A 22,932-nucleotide genomic window follows, 5' to 3' on the forward strand; every position below is an offset into this window, starting at 1 on the left:
GAATATCTTTGCCCATGTTATTAATATCGTAAAACTAATCCATTAAACTTTTTGATTTTATCGCTTTTTTAGACAATTCTTTGGCAAAATCAGCGATATCTGATTCAAACGCTTCAACACTTTGTCGAATTTCATCCAATTGAACAGTCTGCATCTGACGCTGTTCCATGACCACTTTGCCATTTACAATCGTTGTATCTACATTACTTGGATTGGCTTGATAAACCAATGTCGCGTATGGATCATAACTTGGCATCATATTCGCTGATTGAGTCTCAATAATAATGATGTCTGCTTTCTTTCCAGCTTCTAAAGAACCAATTTCATCTTCCATGTGCAATGCTTTTGCACCACCAATGGTAGCCATCTCAATCACTTGCTCTGGGATCATAATGGTTCTATCTGAGTGCTTTAAACGCTGCATATTTGCGGCATAACTTAAGGTTCGCCATAAATCCACTTGGTTTGAACTCATCGGCCCATCAGTGCCTAAACCAATTCGCATATCGGCACGAAACATATCCCAAGCAGGAGCAATACCTGTTGCACCTTTCGCATTCGCCATTGGGTTGTAAACCACACCGGCACCTGCTTGTTTTAATAGCTCTTGATCATGTTGAGATAAATGAATGCCATGAGCAATCACCATACGCTTGTCGAGTACACCAATCTCATCTAGATATTCAACTGGAGAGGTAGCTTTGGTTGGATCTTTAATTCTTGTCTCTTCATTTGGAAATTCAGCCACATGGATTAAAACCGGCACATCATACTCTTCTGAAAGCTGATTAATCTCTTGAAGCTTTTCTTTACTTACCGTGTACACAGCATGAGGCGCATAAGCTGGCGTGATTAATGGATCATTTTGATATTCTTCAATAAATGACTTGGCATATTGAATACCACCGTACGGTTGTTTTGCATCCACCACTGGGAATTTAATAACGGTTTCACCAAGTACGGCTCTTAATCCAACTTCTTTGGTTGCTTTAGCCATTTCATCCATGTGGTAATACATATCGGCATAAGTGGTAACACCGCTTTGCGCTAAATCGATAGCACCGAGCTTAGTGGCATTATAAATTAGTTCACGACTTAACTTTTGCGCTTCTAATGGAAAGAAATAGGCAAATAATCGATTAGAAATGCCTTCTTCGCCTAAACCACGAAATGCAATCATAGGAAGGTGGTTGTGAGCGTTAATCATTCCCGGCATTACAATACCGTCATTCGCATCAATATTTTTTGGCGCATAATATTGTTCCAGTAATGTCGCATCACCTACTGCAATAATTTTATCGTTTTTAACCACCACGACACCATCATCAATCACTTGCATATCGGCGTTTACGGTTAACACTTGTCCGTTATTAATGATCAAATCTGCATTATATTCTTGCTGCTTCATCATCGTTCCACAGCCAGATAACAATACGGCGCTAACACTCAATACCAAGCTTTTAAGCTTCATTCCTAAACCTTAATCATGCCCCCATAGATAAAAAAAAGAAGCATTGGGGAAAATGCTTCTTTCTTTGGTTAATTTAATTGATAAATATAATGATTACGAGACGATTCTTCCTATCAAACAATAATATTGTGGGATAGGTCTCTCTATTTACTACTCTTTTACTTGAGAACGGCGCTTTTGAATTTGAGCCATCACAAATTTAATCATTATTGGGAATAAGCCAAGTAAGGCTAGAGAACCTAAAATTTGTGGTGAAATTAATCCTGACAGCGAGGTTATTTCTGACAATTGCGTACCTGCGTTTAGATAGACCATCGTCCCGGGAAGCATACCTAGCTGACTAAATAAATAAAAACGACCTACCGATATTTTGGTTAATCCCATTAATAGATTAATTAAGAAGAATGGAAATACAGGGATCAATCGTAATGTCAGCAGATAAAACGCGCCATCCTTTTCTACACCTTGATTAATAGGAACCAGCTTATCTTTAAACTTACTGTCTACCCACTCTCTTAATAGGTAGCGGCTACTTAGAAATGCAATCGTTGCCCCAATACTACTCGCGAAAGAAACGAGTAAGAGGCTCCACCAAAAACCAAACAACGCAGCACCTAGTAAGGTGACTACCGCAGCACCTGGAATAGATAAGGCAGTAACCACCACATAAGCAGCAAAATAAGCCCCACTATAAAAGAACAGGTTTTCTTGAATGTCGCTTTGGAGTGACTGATGAAAGCCTTTAATTTGTTCAAGCGTCAGAAGGTGCCCAAAATTAAAATACACGACAGAAAATGAAACCAGTAAAACCGCTAATAAGATCAGTTTTTTATTCATAATTAACTCCCTGCTTTCACGTCAGTATTCATTGTTTTAGTTAAATTATCAAAACCACCAACATACTTACCATCTATCCAGATCTGAGGTACAGTTACTGGCGTTTTCTCACCAATAATTGCTTTTACTTCTGGGATCATTCTATATAGTGCAGCACTGTCTTTGACCACATCATGATAAGTATACTCAACGCCAGCGGCATCAAGTGCGGCTTTAGCTTTTATACAAAATGGGCACGTTGCTTTACCAAATACAACATTTCCTTTTATATCATCACGCTTGGCCACTTGAGCAATAACAGCCTGAACAAGAACCCCACGATTTAAGGCTTCCCCTTCACTGATCACTTTATCTTCAACAATAATAATTGGCGCGTGCCATGCTTTGAGCTTTAAAGGCTCCCACCAGTGGGATAACCAATCTTTAACCTCAAGCTCAATAGGAATGCCAGCAAGCTCTGTCTCAAAAGTATCTTGAAGAATGTCTTTAGTTAAAGTGCATTCCCCACAAGGGATGTTTACTTTGAATGGGCCCCAACTGCCTGCCCAGCGATATAATGTGATTTTTATTGGTTTCATTGTGACTTCCCCTATCAGCAAACTGACTTATTAAAATTAAACTGAACCGTTTAGTTTAATTTAGTTGAATTTCAATTTAAGTCAACCTTTATGATTTATTTATGTTGCAATATATAAGTATATGCTAAGAAAAATATTGCGCTGTAAGGAACGCTTCTTATTTTAATAAGAGTTACAAATAATTAGAGAGTTCAATTAAATTACCGTCAGGATCTCGTAAATAGACTGAGATTATCTTGCCTAGCGCTCCTGTTCGTTGAATTGGACCATCAATGATAGCCACGCCTTGTGACTCAATATGGCTTTGAACTTCATTAATGGGCGTATGAGTGATAAAGCAGAGATCAGCACTGCCGCTTTGAACCTGTGCCGCCTTGGGTTCAAACTCATTTCCTAATTGATGAAGGTTTATCTTTTGCTCACCAAAAGTAAGGGCGACCCTACCCTCACCAAAGGTGACAATATCCATTCCGAGCACCTTTGAATAAAATTGGCTCGTTACTTCAATATTTTTAACGGTTAATACAAGGTGATCTACACGCATAACTCTCATGATTCATTCCCTATGAAACAAAAGCGTAAAACATTATTCAGATTTAGAGATAATACCTAAAAACATTTGGTGAGCTAATTCGATAAGCTCTGCATCTTTTGTTAGCTGTAACGATGCCAATAACCCGTTATAAACTAGCCCTGCTTTTTTGGCTTTTAGCTCTGCATCTTCAATATCGTGCCTTTTAAACAGCTCAATCAATAGCTCTTGAGTCCGTTGTTTATACTGCGCGCTTACCTCAGTAATGCCTTGGTCTTCACTGCTGTATTCACTGTACGCCAGTTGAAAATAACAGCCATTAAATGATTCGATATCAATACACCCTGCAAGGCCTTCAAAGCGGAGCGCTATTTTTTCTTCTAATGTTAGATCTGTATTTTCAAACAAAGCTTGAACGTGAGAAAGAGACTGTTGACTAAACAACTCTAATGCGTTGGCAATTAAATTCTCTTTAGACTGAAAATACTTATAAATGGTCGCTTTAGATAACCCTGTCGCAGCGGTGATTTTATCCATGCTCGTACCATGAAAACCATGTATTGCGCACAGTTCTACTGTCTTTTTAAGTGCGTTTACTCTTTTTTCTTCTTTCATACATCACTCTCCATTAATGCTGTAATTTTAGCAAAATAAACCGTTTAGTTCAAAAACTGATTGACAGTATCAAAATAAACGCTAAATTAAACTAAACAGTTTAGTTTAATTATTAGGAGATAAAAATGAATACTCAAACTTGTAAAGCCATCTCAGCAGAAACATCATTAGGTTATAAAATTGGTGTCTTTGGTGTCGTACTTACCCTACTTTGGATAGGTATTTTTAAATTTACCCCAACAGAAGCAACAGCTATCGAGCCATTAGTTGCAAACCACCCTTTAATGGGCTGGATATACGGATTTATGTCAGTACAAATGGTATCGAATATCATTGGATTGACTGAAATTGCGATTGCAATAGGACTTATCGCAGGATTTTTTAACCCTAAAATTGGTTATTATTCAGGGATCCTTGCCTTACTCACATTTATTGCGACACTTAGCTTTTTAACAACAACACCGAATACATGGAAAGTCGTTGATGGTGTATTAACAACCAACTTCTTTTTACTTAAAGACATTGTGTTTATCTCTGTATCACTACTGGTGATTGAACATAATAAAAAACACGCATAATAAATAAAAACAGCCTGCTCAATTCTCATTAAGCAGGCTATTATTTTTTGATGTTAAACAGAGATCACAATAAAACTGAGTAAGCTCTACTTAATACCAATCCAATCATATATATTTATGAATGCTTAGGAATTGCTCTTGGTTTACCGCTTGAATCAATTGCTACATAGTTAAATGTTGCTTCACAGACTTGAAAACGATGACTAACTTCGTCTTCTTTAATTGGTTTAACCCACACCTCTAAATCAATCGACATAGACGTTCGTCCAATTTTGGTACATTCACCATAGCAACAAACCACATCACCAACACTTACTGGCTTTTTAAATGTAATGCTAGACACTGACACTGTCACAATACGCCCACCTGATATTTCTTGTGCTAAAATTGCACCCGCTAAATCAAGCTGAGACATAATCCAGCCACCAAAAATATCACCATTAGCATTAGTATCTGCTGGCATAGAAAGAGTTCGAAGAAGAAGCTGTCCTTTAGGTGCTTGACCAGTATTTAATTCAGTGCTCAAAATGATTCCCCATATAAAATAATTCTGTGAACCATATCACACATAGAGCTTATCGTCAGGGCTATTGGCTTCAATCTCACGCCTTTTTATAAAACAAACAATACGATGCTCATTCAATAGCGCTTAGCAAAGACGTCATAATTTGATGATCCTAACATCTTTACCGAAAAACCCGCGCTACACTCCTGTTCCATTTTAATCACCTTGAGTTGCAATCATGGCGACAATCAGTGACGTAGCAAAGTTAGCTGGCGTATCGACCGCTACTGTATCTCGTGTTATCAATAACTCGGCTTATGTTGAGCCTGTGACTCTTGAGCGAGTACAAAGCGCCATTCGAGAACTTAATTACCAACGAGATGCGAGAGCCAGCGCCTTAGCTAAAAAGACAAATAACACCCTTGGTCTACTCACCGGCAACCTAGCAGATCCTTTCTTTGCCCTAATAGCCAAACACGTAGAAGAAGTGGCACGTAAGCATAAATGCCAATTAGTCGTGGTAAGCGGAGGCCATGATGCGCAGCGAGAAAAAGAAGGGTTGGATTTTTTGATCAGCCAAGGATGCGAAGCCATGGTGGTTCACGCAAAAATGCTAGACGATACCACCCTACTTAGATACAGCGCCCAACTTCCTTCGATGGTATTGCTCAACCGTACCATTCCACAAATATCCAACCGCTCTGTCTATATCGATAATAGAGCAGGAGCAAAAGAATCGGTGGTTCACTTAATTGAGCAAGGTCATCGCAAGATCGCCTGTGTCACCAGTGATCTTCCTATTGAAGACAGAACAGAGCGACTTAACGGTTACCGCGATGCCATGGCAGAAGCCAATATCACCATTGAGCCTAACTGGATAATAAATCAGAACTTTAGCGAACAAGGTGGAGAACTGGCTGGTAAACAATTATTGACTCAATGCCCTGAAATCACAGCGGTAGTTACCTTTAACGATGTAATGGCCGCCGGTTTAATGGCAAGCTTGCATGAAAATAATATCCGTGTTCCAGACGATATTTCTATTATTGGGTTTGACGATGTTTTATTGGCTCGATATCTCTATCCACGCTTAACCACCATGCACAATCCGATTGATGAAATGTCTAGCTATGCTGCTGATTTAGCATTAAAAATAAAAAATACAGGTTATATTCCACCACAAAAACATTGCTTTAATGCCACCTTAGTTCAGCGCCAGACTGTTGCACCTTATTCAACAAAGCAAGCCCTAAAAGTGTGATGAACATCTTAGGTAACAACCCCATGTAAGCGCTTACATGAGTGCGTTACCTATCTCTCATATTCTAATTAATAGAACTCTTATTATGACCTCATAAAAACAAAACAACTCTACATCTGTTTACGAGGAATACAACAATGACACAATCAAAGCCTCTACCATCATTTGCACTCGCAATAGCACCTATTGCAGTCATGTTTGGTCTACTTGCAATTGGATACGGCCTCTTTGGTCTACAAATTGAAGCGCTGCTACTTACTTCAGCCACCTTTACCGGTTTTATCGCTTATAAAATGGGATACAACTGGGATGAAATAATGAAGGCCATTGTTGAGAAACTGGCGAAAGCAATGCCTGTTATCTTAATTTTAGTGTCGGTTGGTGGCCTAATCGCAAGTTGGATGGTCAGTGGTACCATTCCTTACATGGTGTACTGGGGATTAAAAGTTATTAGTCCTCAATATATTTTAATTGCCGCTTTCTTTGTTACCAGCGTAGTTTCTGTATGTACAGGCACATCATGGGGCTCAGCAGGTACGGTCGGTGTTGCTCTAATGGGTGTTGCCGCAGGTCTTGATGTATCAATGGCAGCCGCAGCTGGTGCTGTGGTTTCTGGTGCTTACTTTGGTGATAAAATCTCCCCTCTTTCTGATTCAACAAACTTTGCACCTATCGTTTCTGGCACCACATTGTATGAACACATCCAACACATGCTTTATACAACACTACCGGGGTTTGTTATTGCTTCTGTTGTCTTCTTCTTTGCTGGCCAATACGGCGATGTTGCAAATGTAAGCGAACCTCAAAAAGTACTCGACATACTTGCTGGATTAGAAAGCCTATATAACCTTAATATTCTATTAATTGTGCCACCAATGATGATCTTATGGGGTGCATTTACTAAGAAACCAGTACTACCATTAATGCTTGCGGCTTCTGCTCTTGCCCTACTTATCGGTGTATTTTTACAAGGCTTCAGCCTACAACAAGCACTGCAAGCGTTTGTTAATGGCTTTAATATCGATATGCTAAATGCAAATGGCCACACTACTGACGGCTTAGTTCCTGACATTGCAAAACTGCTTAACCGTGGTGGCCTATTCTCTATGATGAGCACCATTCTTCTTGTATTTTGTGCCTTCGCTTTTGCGGGTATTTTAAGTTTAACAGGTGCTCTAAATGTAGTATTAAGTCGCTTTTTACATCTAATCCACAGCACTGGTCAGTTAATTCTATCAACCGTGATTGCTACAATTACAGTGGTATTCACAACCTCTGATGGCAAACTTGCACTATTAATCCCAGGTGAATTGTTCCAAAACGCTTATCGCAAAATGGGATTAGATACAAAAAATCTATCTCGAACGATTGAAGATGCTGGCACCATTATCGAACCATTAGTTCCTTGGACTGCAGCAGGTATTTACATGGCAAGCACACTAGGCGTAGCAACGCTTGATTATCTACCATGGGCGATTCAGTGCTACACCGGCATTATCTTCGCCATCATTTATGGTTTCACTGGCTTTGGTATTGCAAAAGCGCCAGTAACTCAAAACAACGACTCATTATCTCCTGTTGAAGTAAAATAAGGCTATCTCATGACAACTTCTTTTGACTGCATTCACAACCGTTGCAACACCGGCTCATTAAAATGGGATTTCATGAAAGAAAAACTCGGATTAGATGGTACAGACCGACTACCTATGTGGGTGTCTGATTATGACTTTCAAGCGCCACCACACGTATTAGAAGCGCTTCATAATCGCATTGACCATGGCATTTTTGGTTATGCAGAACGTAATGATGACTATTACCAAGCGATCATCACTTGGTATCAAGAGCAACATCACATTCAAATTGAAAAAGAGTGGATAACGACAGTACACGGCGTATTACCAGGGCTTTCAATGGCAATCCAATTGCTGACTGAAACCAATGATAAAGTGGTAATGCAAACACCGGGGTATGGCTCGTTTCGTAAAATCGTTGAATTTAATGACCGAGTATTAGTTGAAAACCCATTACTTGAACAGCAAGGAACTTACTCACTCGATCTTGTTCACTTAGAATCTTGTTTTCAGCAAGGCGCTAAAGTGATGATCTTCTGTAACCCTCACAACCCTGTTGGTAAAGCATGGTCAAAAGAAGAGATAACCGCTGTAGCAGAGCTATGTCATCAATACGATGCATGGCTACTAAGTGATGAGATCTGGGGCGATTTAGCAATGGGAGATAACACTTACCATTCAGCCTTATCACTACCAGATGCACTGCAACAAAAACTGATTGTAGCTACCGCGGCAAGCAAAACATTTGGTTTGTCTTCTGTGCGTATTTCTAATTTCATGATCCCAAATCAAGAATTAAAAACACGTTTAGTTCTCCGTTTAGATGCTCATGGCATGGATGTTTATAATAGCTTAGCAATGTGTGCAGCAACCGCCGCTTATCAAACTTCAGCACCTTGGTTAAATGAACTGAAAACATACTTACAAGAGAATATAAGCACCCTATCACGCTTTATTCAAACCGAGCTGCCAGAGCTGAACTTTACACCCCCAGAAGCGGGCTATTTAGCATGGGTAGATTGTCGTGGTCTTGGGTTAACAGACAAAGAACTAGAGAGTAAATTAGTAGAAGCAGGTATAGTTCCAAGCATGGGGATTGCATTTGGCAATGAAGGATCTGGCTTTATTCGTTTAAACCTAGGTTGCCCTCGTGAAGTGTTAGTTCAAGCCATGCAGAGAATTAAAGTCGCGCTAAGTAACTAATCGGCTTTAGATAACTTACAAGTTAGTTTAAACAAAATACCCGGTGAACTTCATCGGGTATATTTTTAGCTATTAATTACAAATAAAAACTATCCACGCAGATTATGCCTCACTTGGCTAAAGCGATAGAAAACCAAAGACAGAAGCAATAAACCACAGCCAACCAGTTTATTTAACGGCATTGATTCATCATATATCCAAACACTAAGTAGCATTGTCCAGATAGGCTCAAGTAGCATTAGGATGGCTGCATTAGTCGGTGTTACCCATTTCTGCCCTACCGTTTGCAATAAATAGCGCAGACTCGTTGCAAGCACCACACTTAATACGACCCACTTCCACGTAATTAGGCTCACCTCTTGTGGCCATGTTTCTAATAAAAGTGATAACACGACACCCAAGCAACCAACCGTAAATAGTTGTAATGTCGTTAATAAAATCGTCGGTAAACTGGCCGAATACTTACTGTTAAAATTAAAATGTGTCGCAAGACCTATTGCTGCACAGATAAACCATATTTGACTTGCCGATACATTCCACCCGTCATTCCATGCTAATAAGAACAGGCCAGAAATAGCAATTGGCAACGCAAACCAAAATGCTCTTGGAGGCCTATTACCAAACAGTGGCCAAGCAAGTAAAGGAACAAATAGCATAGAGAGGCTCATAATAAATGCCCCTTCACCTAAAGTGTCGCTGATTGATATTGCATGTATCCAACAAAATAAGGCTGAAGAAAGTAATACGCCAACCCCCATAGAACGAAGACAATCTTGCCATAATGCTTTTTTCAAGGCACTAAAACAAAATGGCAATAAACACAGTGAGGCCATAACAAAACGAATGCCAATAAAAGCAAACGGAGGTAGCTCTTGGATTGCCTCTTTTGAGAAAACCCATCCAGCCCCAGCCAAAAGAGTGGTGATAATTAAAACAGGCTCAGCACGAAGTTTAGTTAGCATAAAGACACTTAATAGTGATGAAGACAGAAAATGGTGGGTATTTTAATACGCATCAAGCGAGACATACAGATTTATAAACTAATTTATCATTTAGTCGTAATAAAAAAAGAGCATATTGAAATTATCAACGTGCTCTTTAATATATTATTAGCTCACAAGCGTTACGCTGTCACTAAACCTTATTACTTATGCCCTTCTGCCGTGATCTTTATAACCTCTACCACCACATTACTTGCTGCTTTTAATGAGTTCACTGGCAAATATTCATAAATAGAATGGAAATTATGCGCCCCAGTAAATATGTTCGGACATGGCAATCCTTTCTGTGACAATACTGCTCCATCATAGCCACCACGCATAGGCACCGCCTTCATCGTAATGCCATTTCTCTCATACGCTTCTTTAGCGATAGTAATAGGAAAGCTTGCATCCCCTTCCAAACTGTTTGCTACATTCTCATAGCGATCACTTAAGTTGATAGAGATACTTGAATCCCCCCATAACTTCGCAAAGCTGTCTGACAGATTTTGTAAAAATGTCATGCGATCGCGATAACCATCTTTATAGAAATCGCGCACATCCATTTTTAGTACCGTTTTAGCACTGTTGCCAGATAACTCTTTCACCCAATAATAGCCTTCACGACCTTCAGTATATTGAGGCGCTTCACCACCAGGAACCATACTAATGAATTGATGAGCCATTAATAACGAGTTCTTTAGCTTCCCTTTTGCAGACATTGGGTGTGCAGATTGCCCAGTAAACGTAATGATTGCATCACCGGCATTCCAATTTTCATGAACAAACTCACCAATGCCACAACAATCAAGCGTGTAACCAAAATCAGCACCGAAGCTTTCTACATCAAACGCTTTAGCCCCTCGTAAGCCTTGCTCTTCATCAGGAACAAAAGCGACTTTGACAGTTCCATGAGGAATATCAGGATTCGCCTTTAACACTTGCAGTGCATTCATGATTGCAGCAATCGCGGCTTTATCATCAGCACCTAATAAACTTGTTCCATCCGTTACAATAATATCATCGCCAATGTAATCCACTAATTCAGGAAACTCAGCCTCTTTTAAGAAGATATTTGATCCTGCATTTAGGCAAATATCACCGCCTTGATAATTCACAATATGTGCTTTTGTATCATTGCTTTGCTCTGCACTCGTATCTAAATGCGCAAAGAAAGAAACCGTAGGAATAGGCTTTGAATCTTCGCTTGTATCTATATTCGCAGGCAATGTTGCCGTCAATATTGCAGTATCACGTAGAACGACCTCTTCCATTCCTAAAGCCGTCAGTTCTTTTGCTAATAATTGAGCAAGAACCATTTGACCATCAGAAGAAGGCATAATGCCCGCCGCGCCTTTCTCTCTGCTCGTTGTTGTATTAATGCGTGTGTAACTTAAAAAACGTTCAATAATATCCATGGGTAACTCCAATGCTTTATTCATTCTCAATAAATATTCGATAACATACGATCTATTCAACTATCACACTAAAATCTGTGAACAAATTAGTACGGTAATCAAACCACCCGTCATAGGAATAATGGTTCGTTTTGCTAGCTCAATTGGTGATACGTTTGCCACACCCGCACACGCAATAACCACACCCGCAACAGGAGAAGCTGAACGCATTAAGCCTGCTGCTAGTTGCATAGGAAGCGCAACATGAGCTGCCGCCGTACCAACTTGAGCAGCCACATCTGGTGCTAAGTTTGAGAAGCTGAAGAATGAGGCATTACCAGAACCAGACAACATGGTGACAAGAACAATGATAACCACAAGAACAAGAACCATGGCTAAATACCCTAATCCCATATTAGAAGCAGAGTCGAGTAATAAAGCAATAAAACCAATCGTTGTTAAACCGGTAACGAATACTTGTGCCGAGATAATTAAACTTACCACGCCAGTAAATACGTTACCCATGCCTTCTAAATACACCTTTAAAGAAGCCGCGACTTCCTTGCCATCACGGGTATAAAGATAATCACACACCATTGCGATAAACAGAGAGATAAACATCGCTGTCACTACATCCATACGAACCGATGTCACCGCAAATTTACTGAAGGTTAATAGAAGCAATAATGGCAATACAGGTAAGATTGCAAACCATTTCGGCGCTTTGCGTTGCTCTTTTGCATCAAGATTGAACTCATGAGTCACACCTTTCTCTTCGTCTTTTTTATCAAAGTAACGCTGACACACATAATGCAGAGCAGCAATCACCGCCATTGCTGCCATCGCAACTGGAAGTTGGTAACTTGCAAAATACGTCGCTACATCAATACCAGACACTTCAGCCGCTTTGTTTGCTGCAGAAGACGCAGGACCTAAATCTAAACAACCAGTCGTAGCGACCACCGCAGCCGCTGCTGCAGGGTTACAACCAACACCAACAAGCACTGGATACATAGCGATAAGTAATAACAACGCTAGCCCTGTAGCACTTGGAATAAAGATATTGATCAACTGACCAATAATGTAGGCGAATGCCAACACTAAATATGGGTTTTTAATATAAGAAAGCGGTTTAGTCGCAATTTGCACCATCGCATTTGCCGCACCAATGTGACCCATGTATTTAGAGAAACCACCAACCGCCATGATGATGAGACCTAGCTTCGCAAGGGTGGATGATGAAATAACTTTTATGACTTCAAAAAAATCAACAATGATCGACCCTGTTGGTGTGCCACCTTTAGGTAAAAAATCGGTCGTTCCATTAAGAACACCCAAACCTATCATTAATAAACCAGACAGAAATAATACTGCCTGAGTATTGTATTTTTTTATAATAAAATACCCGACACCACATATTATTGGTAACGCTAGAAAAGTAATCATAACAAACCTCATTATATTATAAATATAGAATAGAGATGCTCATTAAATAAATAAGCATAAATTAAAAGTGCAACAATTCCCTGCCAATAAATAACAGCAGTTATATTTTTATTTCATTACATTGAATCTTTATTTAGTAAAAATACTAAACTCGTCAAATAACCCTTCGATACGCTGAAATCGATCGTTTTTTTCTTTTTGTTTCGATAAGCCTTTAATAAAAGCCTCAATTAATGCAAACCCTGAGGCTCTATTATTAAAGAAACCATCACTTGCACTCTCGACAGCAAACTGGATATCACAATAAGCCACAAAAGGGTTCACTGGCTGATCAGTCACTAAAATAATTCGTCCACCAAATTGATGGAACCATTTAACTAAACGTATCGTTATGGTTGAAAATCGATGATAAGAAATAGCAAATAAAATATCGTCTTTACTCACATCTACCAGTTGATGCGGTAATGTTGAAATATCGGCTTTTAGCCACACCACATCTTTACGTAAGTACCTTGCTAGTAAGTAAAAATAATTTGCTAATGCCTCTGATGACGCACTACCAATAACGTATAACTTCCCTTTCGGATCTTGCATATATTCAATAGCACGATCAAAGTCAGGCTCAGAGATCATCTCGAAGGTTCTCGTCATATTAGACATGACTTCATCATAATGATTTTTTAGTACATTATTTTTATTATCAGTAGGTTGAAGCGTTTCATAGCGCTCTACTGGTGTCGTCAGTGTTAATGCTAAATCATCAGCAACGTGCTTTTTAAACTCTAAAAAACCGCTAAAACCTAAATGCTGTAGAAAACGTCCTAATGTCGCCTTCCCTACGCCTATTTGCTTGCATAGCTCATCAATTTTAGCAAATGGCAACATGGTGTAATGCTTCATAAAATACTGAGTAATACGCTTTTCTGCCTCGGTTAGCGCCCCCAATCCATTTACTGCATTAATGAAGTCTTTTTTATCCATGGGGATTATTTCCCAAATATGTAATCTATGGGACATATTTCCACCAATGGCATGATACTTTCAAGGGAATTAAATTTTCCCATACTTAAATTGTGACAAACACACACAAAAAGTAAGGAATTAACATCTTATTAAAATAAGCGCTATAAATAACAACAATTAGATATGCTGAATTTTATCCAAAAAAAAGACCACTAGATTTAGTGATCTTTTTACCATACTTATAATTGCTATCTAAAATAGATAAATATTAGTCTATTTTACGGGGAATTATTTATCTACAAAGCTATTCCCAAATAAATTAAGGTCGTTAATATAACTCACCATTCTTGACCAATCTTGTCTCACACGATCAACTCCACCTCGATTTCTAGATGCTGTCCCTAGCCCCCCAGAATGAGATTGAGCAAAAAACCATACATTATATTCAGCATTGAAAACGATATTTATCGGTTGGTTAATCGCATCATTCAGATTCTTTACCGATTTAATATCATTATCTTTGATATATCCTTCATCAATACTTGCAGCTAACAATGCATTGTAAGTAGATAGACCAAAAGCAATAACACACTTTGGTTGAATAATATAAATTTCAGGCAGCGTATATGTTTTTGCTGTTTTTTTAAGCTCTATGATTGGCAATCGACTCGTCATCTTACCTTGCTTCACAAAAGGAAACAGATTGGTTCCATACGTCTCATCTAAGGATATAGAAAAGTACTTATTGAGCCGTTTCTCTAAATTTCGACTTGTCGGTAAGCTTGGCTCTAATCCGTGTTTTTCTAAGTTATGGTTAAAAGGTTGAGACAGATAATCATCAGAACACCAATCTTGCAATACAACCATAACCTTAGCATCCAAGTTGCCCGCTGATTTACTATAAGGTGACACAAAATCACAATCGTATGCTCCGTTATAGTAATCAGAAATACTTTTAAACCCTTTAGGTGTGTTCTCCCTTCTTCTCTTTGCTAGCTCTGACAATTGCTGCATTTTAACCATGTGCATTAGGTTAATTTTTCTCTTTAGCTAAAGAGTTAATTCTGTATAAATTAATGCCTACACAAATTAAATTCATAAAAAATATTGGCCATGCTTGAATCACAACCCCATAGGATACGTAAATACTGCACCCTACTAAATTCACATAGCGTAATTTTTTAATATCTTTCATTAGTAGAGAACCAATGATTAGAACTGATGCTAAGTAACCTAAAATTGTCATTGTCATGCTGTTTACCCTTCACTAAATAACCGAGAAAAAAGAGTATCTCTTGAGGCTATTCATAACAATATCAATGAAAGGCAAAGCTGTTTTGCAAAAAATGCAACGGCCGATTTATAGTTATCCAACTTAGATTGCACATAAAAAAAGACCACTACATTAAATATAGTGGTCTTTATAATCATTCACTCTTAATGACGAATGTAATTACTTAATATTAAGCACATCGCCGATAAGCAAACGTTTAGGGTTCTCGATTTGAGGATTTAATTGAAGTAAATCATCTAATGCGATCCCATGCTCTTTTGCGATGCTGTATAACGTATCATCTTGTTTGATTGTGTAATACATAACCGCTTCATCAGCTTCTTGCTGTGCTTGAGCTTTTAATTCACCCTGCGCCGCATCTAGCTTACGAACCGTTTGGTAAAGTTCACTGTCTGTATCTTTCTGCTTTTGAAGCTCAGATTCTAATGTACCGACTTGTGTTTCTAACGTGCTAACTTTTGACTCTAATGCACTCATTTGTTCTGTCTGATTCTTTTGCTGGGCAATAAGCTCATCATTTGAAGCACAACCAGTAAGAACTAATGAAGACATTAGTGACGCTAGCAGAATTATATTTTTTTTCTGTTTCATACTTTTCTCTCTACTTCATCTACTTGCCAAATAACTTCGACTATTGTCATAAAAATAAGATGTATGCACAAGTAATAATTGGCTTTATTAGTGGATTTTGCTTTTTTGGTGACAGTTTAAGCGCCGCTTTTTATTTATATCATTTACCTGTGATCTCATCGTATTTTTTAAGGCAATTAAGTATACATTTGGATAATTTCAGACAACACTAAACACGGCTATTGACCAATAAAAAAGGCTTAGAATACATTCATCTACTGACGCAAATATTCGACACCAACAAATAGGTAATCACCATGATAAAAATGCTAGTTTGCGACTTCGATGGTACGATTAATGGCGGCTCATCACTGGGTGTAGACCAATTTTCAGCGTACCTAGATACACAACCAGAACTGCACTTTATTATTGCTACGGGTAGAACGTTGCCCTCTATTAAAGAAGGATTAACTACGCATAACTACCCAAAACCACGGTGTATTATTAGTGATATTGGCACACGTATTAATTATGACTATGATTTAATTGCAGATGAACGCTGGCAACACCAATTGCAAACAAGATGGAATAAATCGGCAATACAAACCGCTTTGCAAGACATCACGTTTTTAGGAGAGTGTAACCCATCGCATCAAGGCGATTATAAGATCACTTTTGAGGGACAACTTAATCACAAGCAATATTCAACAATTGCAACAGCACTTACACAACACTCAATTGATGTCGATATCACCTATTCTCATGACTGGTTTCTTGATATCACGCCAAAAGGGATAAACAAAGCCAGTGCCATTCACTACATCATGCAAAAATACAATCTAACTGCTGAAGAAATTTGTGTCGCCGGAGATTCAGCCAATGATACTAGCATGCTAACCATGCCAGGTATTAACGCCATTTTAGTCGCAAACCATTATACCGAAGTTGCTCATTTGTCTGCGCTAGAGCACGTATATACAAGCAATGCCTCCCATGCAGAAGGCGTATTAGAAGGGTTAATATACTGGCAAAATAATGCGGTCGAAGAAATGGCGAAATAGCATTCATCAATATCAATGTTAACGTAGGGAAATTTTTACCTAAAGAAGGTGCCACTTGATAGCTGCTCTATCATTAATTTCTACGTTCGTTAAATAAAGAATTATTACACTTATCAGAATCTAAATCATACGCTACTGCCTTAACCATTAATGATTCATTAAACTTAAATGGTTCTAATGAATTATTAAACTGAGAATGCTTCGGATAAATTAAATACAGCACTCCCTCGCCTTCTAAGTATCTATGACCATAAGCAAACATTTGATACATATCGGCTTGGCTTATTCCGTATTTATCTTTAGCAGTTCCTTGACTCTCGTATATCCGCTTCCATTTAGTATCAGCGACACAAACCACTTTATTGGTTTTCTTTTCACTAATGACAAGGTCTGGTTTTAGTTTAAACCAACCCTGCTCTTTCTCTGCATTAGCTGGAGTATGAGAAACTAAAGATTGACTGCTTGCTTGTGTTTTTAACTTCAAATGTAACGGCAGAGCTTTTTGTAGTTTTATCGCCACATATCGCTCAAACAGAGTTTCCATTGGAAATAAAAACGAAATACCTTTATGCGAACCAGACAAAGCAATTGGAGATTGATAACTCAAAATTAACTCACACCATGGTTTCACACTACGATAGTGAACTAACGAGCGATCAACAGACCACTTTCTGAAATCTAAAGAATAATTCGATGATAATGGGATCTCATCAAAAACAAATAGCAACTCTTTACCTAAACGATGATTCTCATTGCTCTTCGTCCATTTAAGCACTTGCTTCAATGCTGAATATATTAATCTATTTTCTGATCGGTCAGAGGAAAATTGGTCATAAGATACGTTAAACCGATTTTGGCACCCCGGACGCTCACGAAGCTGCTTTGATGTTTGAAGTTGCCCTTTCAAATACGGTGTTTTTGCTTCTACACGTTTATATTCACTACGAATACCGCGTTTAACAACATCAGCGACCTCTTTTAAAAAATACCCTATCAGAACCTCAAACAATGGCTGCTTTACTGTTTTTAAAGAAGATTCCTCAAATTGCTGCATAGACAGTTTGTTTACCGTTGAAAGCATTTTTAATAATATTTTCTTCGCAACCTCTGAATCATGTTGTTCTGATATCTTAGGTAGAATCTCAATACGAGTGCCACATGGCGTTTCTATCACTCCAACATAGTTAACCACTTGAAGCGCTATCTCTTTACCGTATTTTTTGACTCTAACCAATTCAACAGATTTTTCATTAGCACTTTGTCCGTTCATTAATAACCATTCAAATGCTTTTTTCTTGATTGAATGGCAATCAATGTCAGATTTTTCGCCCCCATTGAGCAACAAACCAAACTCACGCACCTTAACAATAGGATTGCTCTTTGTGCTTATCATCGAGTATAAACACCGATATACGCTTGAGGGTTTTTAAATGCTTCCTGATTACGGCAATAAGGCTGTATTCCTTGCACTTCCCAATCATCACCCATTAACTCAGCAATCTCACTATTACCAAATTGTTCAACAATAAAACGTAGATCATGATTATCTTTTAAATGATCACCAAGTACTTGCCCTACACGTTCCCAATCTTCAAAGAAGTACTCTTCTAATAACGGTAAGATCTGTAACTCAAAGATCTCTGCTAATAATTGTAGACTTGGATTACCAAGTAACGGTAAAAAGAAACTATGACCAATCGTATGCTCTCGGTCATACAATAATTCAATACGTTGATTCATGGTTTTAACAAGCTTAGCAACGTTAATACCTTCGATATCTGAAATTCCTTTAAGTAACTCGTAATTTGTCATCATTTCAACAAATTCAAAGCGACGACGAAGTGCGATATCAAGCTGCGCCAGTGATTTATCTGCGGTATTCATCGTACCTATGATGTGCAAGTTTGATGGTACAGAAAACGTTTCTTTTGAATACGGTAATTTCACAGACAAAGATTCCGAGCCACCACTACGCTTACTTGGTTCAATCAATGTAATTAACTCACCAAAGATATTAGAGATATTACCTCGGTTTATTTCATCGATAATGAGAACTCGCTTTTCATTGATATTAGTTAATAGTTTTTCACTTACTGAATTACACATACTTTTAAAGATACCATCTTCAACATCATAGCTAATCTGCTTATCTTCTGTCGTTGATGCTTTAAGGCCTTCAACAAAATCTTCATAGCTGAAGCTTTGGTGGAAAGTCACAAATCCAATTCGATTATTATTCAAGAGTTCGTCAAAGCGAGCTTTTAGTTTTTCACGGTTATCTTTATTCTCAAGATAAAAATCAGGAGCTACAATCTGCAAGGCTTTATTGATTGTCGTGTATGTTTTACCTGTTCCCGGAGGACCGTAAAGGATTTGATTGAGAGGTGAGCATTTAATATTTTCTCTAACTTTAAATATTGGCTTAGTTTCATTTAGCGTTGATTTTTGATTGTTAGTATTTTCTATCTGAACTTCAGTACGCCCTCCATTTTCCAAGTAATCAGCTAACTCCCAAAGTAATGTATTAAGCTCAACATCATCAATATTGAATAAAGAATTAAGAGCTTCTTTAAGTGCTATATTACTTTCTACCCAATTGTCATATTTCATTGTTATATCAAGATATGGTATTAATTCTTGGTATAGCTTCTTGAAATATTTACCTTCACTAACAATTGAAGTAAATCTATGTGAGTCATTCATTGCAAAGATACGATTTATTGCTACATGTAACACTAAATTAAAGGTCGTATCATTTCTCCATAAATCTTTAATTTCTTTATGGGTAGTAGGCGTTGGGGACTCTATTATTTTCTCAACTATTTTACGTAACACTGATATATTTTCAATACACTGTTCTGGCTTAATTCTTTGAGGCGCTATACTCGATATAGCATCTGCGTCAGACCATATTTTTATTACATTTTCGTCAGTAAGATTTACACGAGCTTCTTTAAACCATGCTACAAAATCCACATACTTCTTATACCAGCTATTAGGATCCTTATTAACTTTAAATTGGTTAAGCATTTGAACTACAGGATGTTTATTTCTAGACTCATCCCAGAGTTGATTAAGATCTGCATATGAAACAATCGCATCATGCGGTATATAAGATTTTCTTTTAGGCCATACATAACGAGGATACTGATGCTGAAGTAACAGCTCAGATACAAAACTATCTTTATTGCGGCTTTCATTTATTTTAAATTGAATACTTCCATCATCATAAAGATTTATAACTTCCGCTTTAGCGACTATGCCTCGAGGCTTAATTACTTTAAAAAGAAAAAAGAGATCTCCAACTTTGGGAGAGCCTTCGACTATCTCATTATAAATAACATCCATTGAGTATTCTTCATTACCAATGCCATATACATAAACTTTATCTATCATCCCTGTAATCACCTATTCTTCTTAAAATTCTCTGCCTGCTCTAACACGCCCATATTCACATCATCAAAGCTGACTGGCGGATAATCAAACTCATGCAGCAATATGGTTAGCTCTACTTTTAGCGAAGCTTTAATATCGTCTTGTTGATAGAAGGCTTCCATTTCAACAAAGGCATCTTGTCCGTTATCAATAAATTGTTGACGACGTTTTTTAAATGTACCACTGACGAATATTAAGAAACAAAACTCAATACCACATGTTTGTATTCTGATGATTCAACGCTGCCACGCAGTTATCTCACAGAGTTTCTTAAAGCCTTTACTTAGTTTAGCTTTAGGCGCTTTTTTTTTTGCTGGAGCCTTAGCCATAACGTTTACTTCTCATTTTGTTGTTTCTACCTTCAAAGTATACAAAACTTCATGCGGTTCATTGTACATTAAGTTAGGGAGAAATTATTGATATAGTGAGTTTTTTTGAAGGGTTAATTGTAAAAGTTGAGATGAAGACCATGCTAGAAGTAGCTTGGCTATGAGTTCTATTTAGCTTATTTCAATATGTGTCTTCCTTCTGCACATATTGTGCTACGTATATGTTGCCGCTATCTAGTAATCCTTATAAAAACAAAAAAACTCACGATAGAGGCTATCGTGAGTTTTATCTAACATTATTTTATTTACAGTGCTTTAATCAATTCAGCAATACTATCCCAATCGCCCTTATCCATTAAATCTGTCGGAACCATCCAAGTACCACCACAAGCAACAACCGATTTAATCGCTAAGTAATCATTTACGTTACTTGGACTTACACCACCAGTTGGCATAAAGCTGACAGGATAAACCGCCGTCAATGCTTTTAACATTGAGATACCGCCAGATGGCTCAGCTGGGAAAAACTTGAGTGTTTTTAATCCCATTTCCATTGCTTGCTCTACTAAGCTTGGGTTATTCACTCCAGGAATAATTGGCATGTTACGTTGTTGACAGTATTTCACTGTGGTTGGGTTAAACCCTGGGCTTACAACAAAATCTACACCAGCATCAATAGCTTGATCAACTTGTGCTGCTGTTAATACCGTACCTGCACCAATCAGCATATCTGGGTAAGCTTCACGCATTAAACGAATTGATTCAACAGCCGCTTCCGTTCTGAATGTTACCTCTGCGCAAGGAAGGCCATTTTCCATTAATACTTTTGCTAATGGTAACGCCTGATCTGCACTGTTAATTGCAATTACAGGGACAATTTTTATTTCTTTTAATCGTTGTTCAATAGTTTTCATTTTTTAACCTTATAAAATAACGCTTAGCGCAGCTACAATCACAAATGCGATTGTTCCTAATAATGTTTCCATTACTGTCCATGTTTTAAGTGTTGTTTTCTCATCCATATCAAGTAAACGAGAAACCAACCAGAAGCCTGAATCGTTGAAGTGAGACAATACCGTTGCACCACCAGCAATTGCGATAACAATGAAGCATAAATCAAATTGACTTAATCCCACTGTTTGAGCAACGATTGGGGCAATAAGTGCCGCCGTTGTAGTAAGTGCAACCGTTGCTGAACCTTGTGCAACACGTAGACAGGTAGATATTAAAAACGCAGCAACAATGATTGGCATTCCTGTGTCAGATAAAACACCTGCAAGCGCCTCACCAATACCACTTGCACGTAGGACCCCACCAAACATACCACCAGCGCCCGTTACTAAGATAACAGCACAGATTGGAGCGAGAGAGTCACCACATAATTTTTCTAATTGCTTCATTCCGTAATCTTTAGCAAATACTGCTAAACAGGTAAGTAGAGTAATCAGAAGTGCTACTGGTGTCTTACCTAGCATACGTAAAAATTCAACAAGCGGAGTTTTGCCCTCAATAACACCTGCAACCGTTAATGTGTTTAACCCTGTATCCATAAAGATAAGAAAAACTGGCATTACAAGGATCGCAAGCACCGTACCGAACTTAGGTAATTTATCTTCATCGATAATAGCATCAGTTCCAAATATCCCTTTTGACATTGGGATGTTGAATTTTTTACCTGCATACAAGCCAAATAAATACGCACCAAAGTACCATGTTGGAATAGCAACAAGAATACCTATCATCAGTAGTAAACCCAGATCAGCACCTAGTAACTCAGAGGCAGCAACAGGTCCTGGATGAGGAGGAACAAAGGCATGCATTACCGCAAATGCACCAGCAGAAGGTAAAGCATATTTTATTGGAGAATCATCAAAACGTTTTGCTACACTAAAAATGATTGGCATCATTACAATCAGGCCAGCATCAAAGAATATTGGAAAGCCAAACAATAAAGAAGCAACACCTAATGCTAATGGGGCTTTATCTTCCCCAAAGCGATTGATTAATGTATCGGCGAGTACTTTTGCCCCACCCGTCACTTCTAATATCTTACCTATCATTGCCCCTAGACCAACAAGTAGAGCAACTGATGCAAGCGTTCCGCCAAAACCAGACATCATTGTAGGTACTACATTATCGACTGAAACACCTGCAGCTAAAGCCGTACCTAAACTCACTAATGTTAGTGCTGCAAAAGCGTGGATTCTTAACTTCATTATTAATACTAACAAAGCAACAATTGAACATACCGCTATTGTTAATAAGTAAACCGGATCATTACTTTGACTAATTAATTCCATTTTATT

Annotated in this window: 22 protein-coding genes and 1 pseudogene; 5 read left to right on the forward strand and 18 right to left on the reverse strand. The window is 38.1% G+C overall.

What is annotated here, in order from left to right; all coding sequences use genetic code 11:
- Nucleotides 1-34: 34 nt before the first annotated feature.
- From ED622_RS13495 to ED622_RS13515, 5 genes are all read right to left on the reverse strand, one after another.
- Nucleotides 35-1,471 carry an amidohydrolase gene (locus ED622_RS13495; RefSeq protein ID WP_122034848.1) on the reverse strand — a complete coding sequence of 479 codons (1,437 nt, stop codon included), beginning with the start codon at nucleotides 1,469-1,471 and terminating at the stop codon, nucleotides 35-37.
- A 150-nt stretch (nucleotides 1,472-1,621) separates the two neighbouring features.
- Nucleotides 1,622-2,308 (reverse strand): TVP38/TMEM64 family protein, encoded by a 687-nt coding sequence (locus ED622_RS13500; protein ID WP_122034850.1) that lies wholly within the window; start codon nucleotides 2,306-2,308, stop codon nucleotides 1,622-1,624.
- Between the two features lie 2 nt (nucleotides 2,309-2,310).
- The gene (locus ED622_RS13505; protein WP_122034852.1) at nucleotides 2,311-2,886 is read right to left on the reverse strand and encodes a glutaredoxin domain-containing protein; all 576 of its coding nucleotides are present in this window, start codon (nucleotides 2,884-2,886) and stop codon (nucleotides 2,311-2,313) included.
- Between the two features lie 172 nt (nucleotides 2,887-3,058).
- Nucleotides 3,059-3,439 carry a VOC family protein gene (locus ED622_RS13510; protein WP_122034854.1) on the reverse strand — a complete coding sequence of 127 codons (381 nt, stop codon included), beginning with the start codon at nucleotides 3,437-3,439 and terminating at the stop codon, nucleotides 3,059-3,061.
- Nucleotides 3,440-3,472: 33 nt separating this feature from the next.
- Nucleotides 3,473-4,033, reverse strand: a complete 561-nt coding sequence (locus ED622_RS13515) for a TetR family transcriptional regulator (RefSeq protein ID WP_122034856.1) — start codon at nucleotides 4,031-4,033, stop codon at nucleotides 3,473-3,475.
- 125 nt (nucleotides 4,034-4,158) lie between these two features.
- Between ED622_RS13515 and ED622_RS13520 the strand changes: the two genes are divergently transcribed.
- Entirely contained in the window at nucleotides 4,159-4,611 is a 453-nt protein-coding gene (locus ED622_RS13520) for a DUF417 family protein (protein WP_122034858.1), read from the forward strand.
- Between the two features lie 115 nt (nucleotides 4,612-4,726).
- On the opposite strand, the gene yciA is transcribed toward ED622_RS13520, so the two are convergent.
- Nucleotides 4,727-5,137 carry an acyl-CoA thioester hydrolase YciA gene (gene yciA, locus ED622_RS13525; RefSeq protein WP_122034861.1) on the reverse strand — a complete coding sequence of 137 codons (411 nt, stop codon included), beginning with the start codon at nucleotides 5,135-5,137 and terminating at the stop codon, nucleotides 4,727-4,729.
- A 217-nt stretch (nucleotides 5,138-5,354) separates the two neighbouring features.
- Between yciA and ED622_RS13530 the strand changes: the two genes are divergently transcribed.
- From ED622_RS13530 to ED622_RS13540, 3 genes are all read left to right on the forward strand, one after another.
- Entirely contained in the window at nucleotides 5,355-6,377 is a 1,023-nt protein-coding gene (locus ED622_RS13530; RefSeq protein WP_122034863.1) for a LacI family DNA-binding transcriptional regulator, read from the forward strand.
- Between the two features lie 137 nt (nucleotides 6,378-6,514).
- Nucleotides 6,515-7,969 carry a Na+/H+ antiporter NhaC gene (nhaC, locus tag ED622_RS13535; RefSeq protein ID WP_122034866.1) on the forward strand — a complete coding sequence of 485 codons (1,455 nt, stop codon included), beginning with the start codon at nucleotides 6,515-6,517 and terminating at the stop codon, nucleotides 7,967-7,969.
- 9 nt (nucleotides 7,970-7,978) lie between these two features.
- On the forward strand, nucleotides 7,979-9,151 hold the full coding sequence (locus tag ED622_RS13540; protein ID WP_162922521.1) for a MalY/PatB family protein: 1,173 nt from the start codon (nucleotides 7,979-7,981) through the stop codon (nucleotides 9,149-9,151).
- Nucleotides 9,152-9,240: 89 nt separating this feature from the next.
- Here the strand turns inward: ED622_RS13540 and ED622_RS13545 are convergent, their stop codons facing one another.
- From ED622_RS13545 to ED622_RS13575, 7 genes are all read right to left on the reverse strand, one after another.
- On the reverse strand, nucleotides 9,241-10,113 hold the full coding sequence (locus ED622_RS13545) for a DMT family transporter (RefSeq protein WP_122034868.1): 873 nt from the start codon (nucleotides 10,111-10,113) through the stop codon (nucleotides 9,241-9,243).
- A 182-nt stretch (nucleotides 10,114-10,295) separates the two neighbouring features.
- Nucleotides 10,296-11,549: a peptidase T gene (gene pepT, locus ED622_RS13550; RefSeq protein WP_122034870.1), complete on the reverse strand. Its 1,254-nt coding sequence runs from the start codon at nucleotides 11,547-11,549 to the stop codon at nucleotides 10,296-10,298.
- A gap of 63 nt (nucleotides 11,550-11,612) precedes the next feature.
- Nucleotides 11,613-12,974: a C4-dicarboxylate transporter DcuC gene (gene dcuC, locus ED622_RS13555; RefSeq protein WP_122034872.1), complete on the reverse strand. Its 1,362-nt coding sequence runs from the start codon at nucleotides 12,972-12,974 to the stop codon at nucleotides 11,613-11,615.
- A gap of 129 nt (nucleotides 12,975-13,103) precedes the next feature.
- Nucleotides 13,104-13,955 (reverse strand): MurR/RpiR family transcriptional regulator, encoded by an 852-nt coding sequence (locus ED622_RS13560; protein WP_122034874.1) that lies wholly within the window; start codon nucleotides 13,953-13,955, stop codon nucleotides 13,104-13,106.
- A 270-nt stretch (nucleotides 13,956-14,225) separates the two neighbouring features.
- Nucleotides 14,226-14,966, reverse strand: a complete 741-nt coding sequence (locus ED622_RS13565; protein ID WP_122034876.1) for a hypothetical protein — start codon at nucleotides 14,964-14,966, stop codon at nucleotides 14,226-14,228.
- A 4-nt stretch (nucleotides 14,967-14,970) separates the two neighbouring features.
- Nucleotides 14,971-15,189 carry a YgjV family protein gene (locus ED622_RS13570; protein WP_122034878.1) on the reverse strand — a complete coding sequence of 73 codons (219 nt, stop codon included), beginning with the start codon at nucleotides 15,187-15,189 and terminating at the stop codon, nucleotides 14,971-14,973.
- Nucleotides 15,190-15,390: 201 nt separating this feature from the next.
- The gene (locus tag ED622_RS13575; protein ID WP_122034880.1) at nucleotides 15,391-15,822 is read right to left on the reverse strand and encodes a LysM domain-containing protein; all 432 of its coding nucleotides are present in this window, start codon (nucleotides 15,820-15,822) and stop codon (nucleotides 15,391-15,393) included.
- Nucleotides 15,823-16,118: 296 nt separating this feature from the next.
- On the opposite strand from ED622_RS13575, the gene ED622_RS13580 reads away from it, so the two are divergent.
- A complete protein-coding gene (locus ED622_RS13580) occupies nucleotides 16,119-16,862 on the forward strand; it encodes an HAD-IIB family hydrolase (RefSeq protein ID WP_122034882.1) in 744 nt (247 codons plus the stop codon).
- Between the two features lie 73 nt (nucleotides 16,863-16,935).
- On the opposite strand, the gene ED622_RS13585 is transcribed toward ED622_RS13580, so the two are convergent.
- The 5 genes and pseudogenes from ED622_RS13585 to ED622_RS13605 form a co-directional block, all read right to left on the reverse strand.
- A complete protein-coding gene (locus ED622_RS13585) occupies nucleotides 16,936-18,255 on the reverse strand; it encodes an McrC family protein (RefSeq protein ID WP_122034884.1) in 1,320 nt (439 codons plus the stop codon).
- Nucleotides 18,252-20,258: an McrB family protein gene (locus ED622_RS13590; protein ID WP_254052634.1), complete on the reverse strand. Its 2,007-nt coding sequence runs from the start codon at nucleotides 20,256-20,258 to the stop codon at nucleotides 18,252-18,254. Before ED622_RS13590 ends, ED622_RS13585 begins: the two co-directional genes overlap by 4 nt.
- A gap of 8 nt (nucleotides 20,259-20,266) precedes the next feature.
- A pseudogene (locus ED622_RS20000) lies at nucleotides 20,267-20,401 on the reverse strand (type I restriction enzyme endonuclease domain-containing protein); the annotation flags it as partial.
- 530 nt (nucleotides 20,402-20,931) lie between these two features.
- Nucleotides 20,932-21,540 carry a bifunctional 4-hydroxy-2-oxoglutarate aldolase/2-dehydro-3-deoxy-phosphogluconate aldolase gene (locus ED622_RS13600; RefSeq protein ID WP_122034886.1) on the reverse strand — a complete coding sequence of 203 codons (609 nt, stop codon included), beginning with the start codon at nucleotides 21,538-21,540 and terminating at the stop codon, nucleotides 20,932-20,934.
- Between the two features lie 9 nt (nucleotides 21,541-21,549).
- Entirely contained in the window at nucleotides 21,550-22,926 is a 1,377-nt protein-coding gene (locus tag ED622_RS13605) for a GntP family permease (RefSeq protein WP_122034888.1), read from the reverse strand.
- Nucleotides 22,927-22,932 lie beyond the last annotated feature (6 nt).

Source organism: Aliivibrio sp. EL58 (genome assembly GCF_900312675.1).
Classification (GTDB): Bacteria; Pseudomonadota; Gammaproteobacteria; order Enterobacterales; family Vibrionaceae; genus Aliivibrio.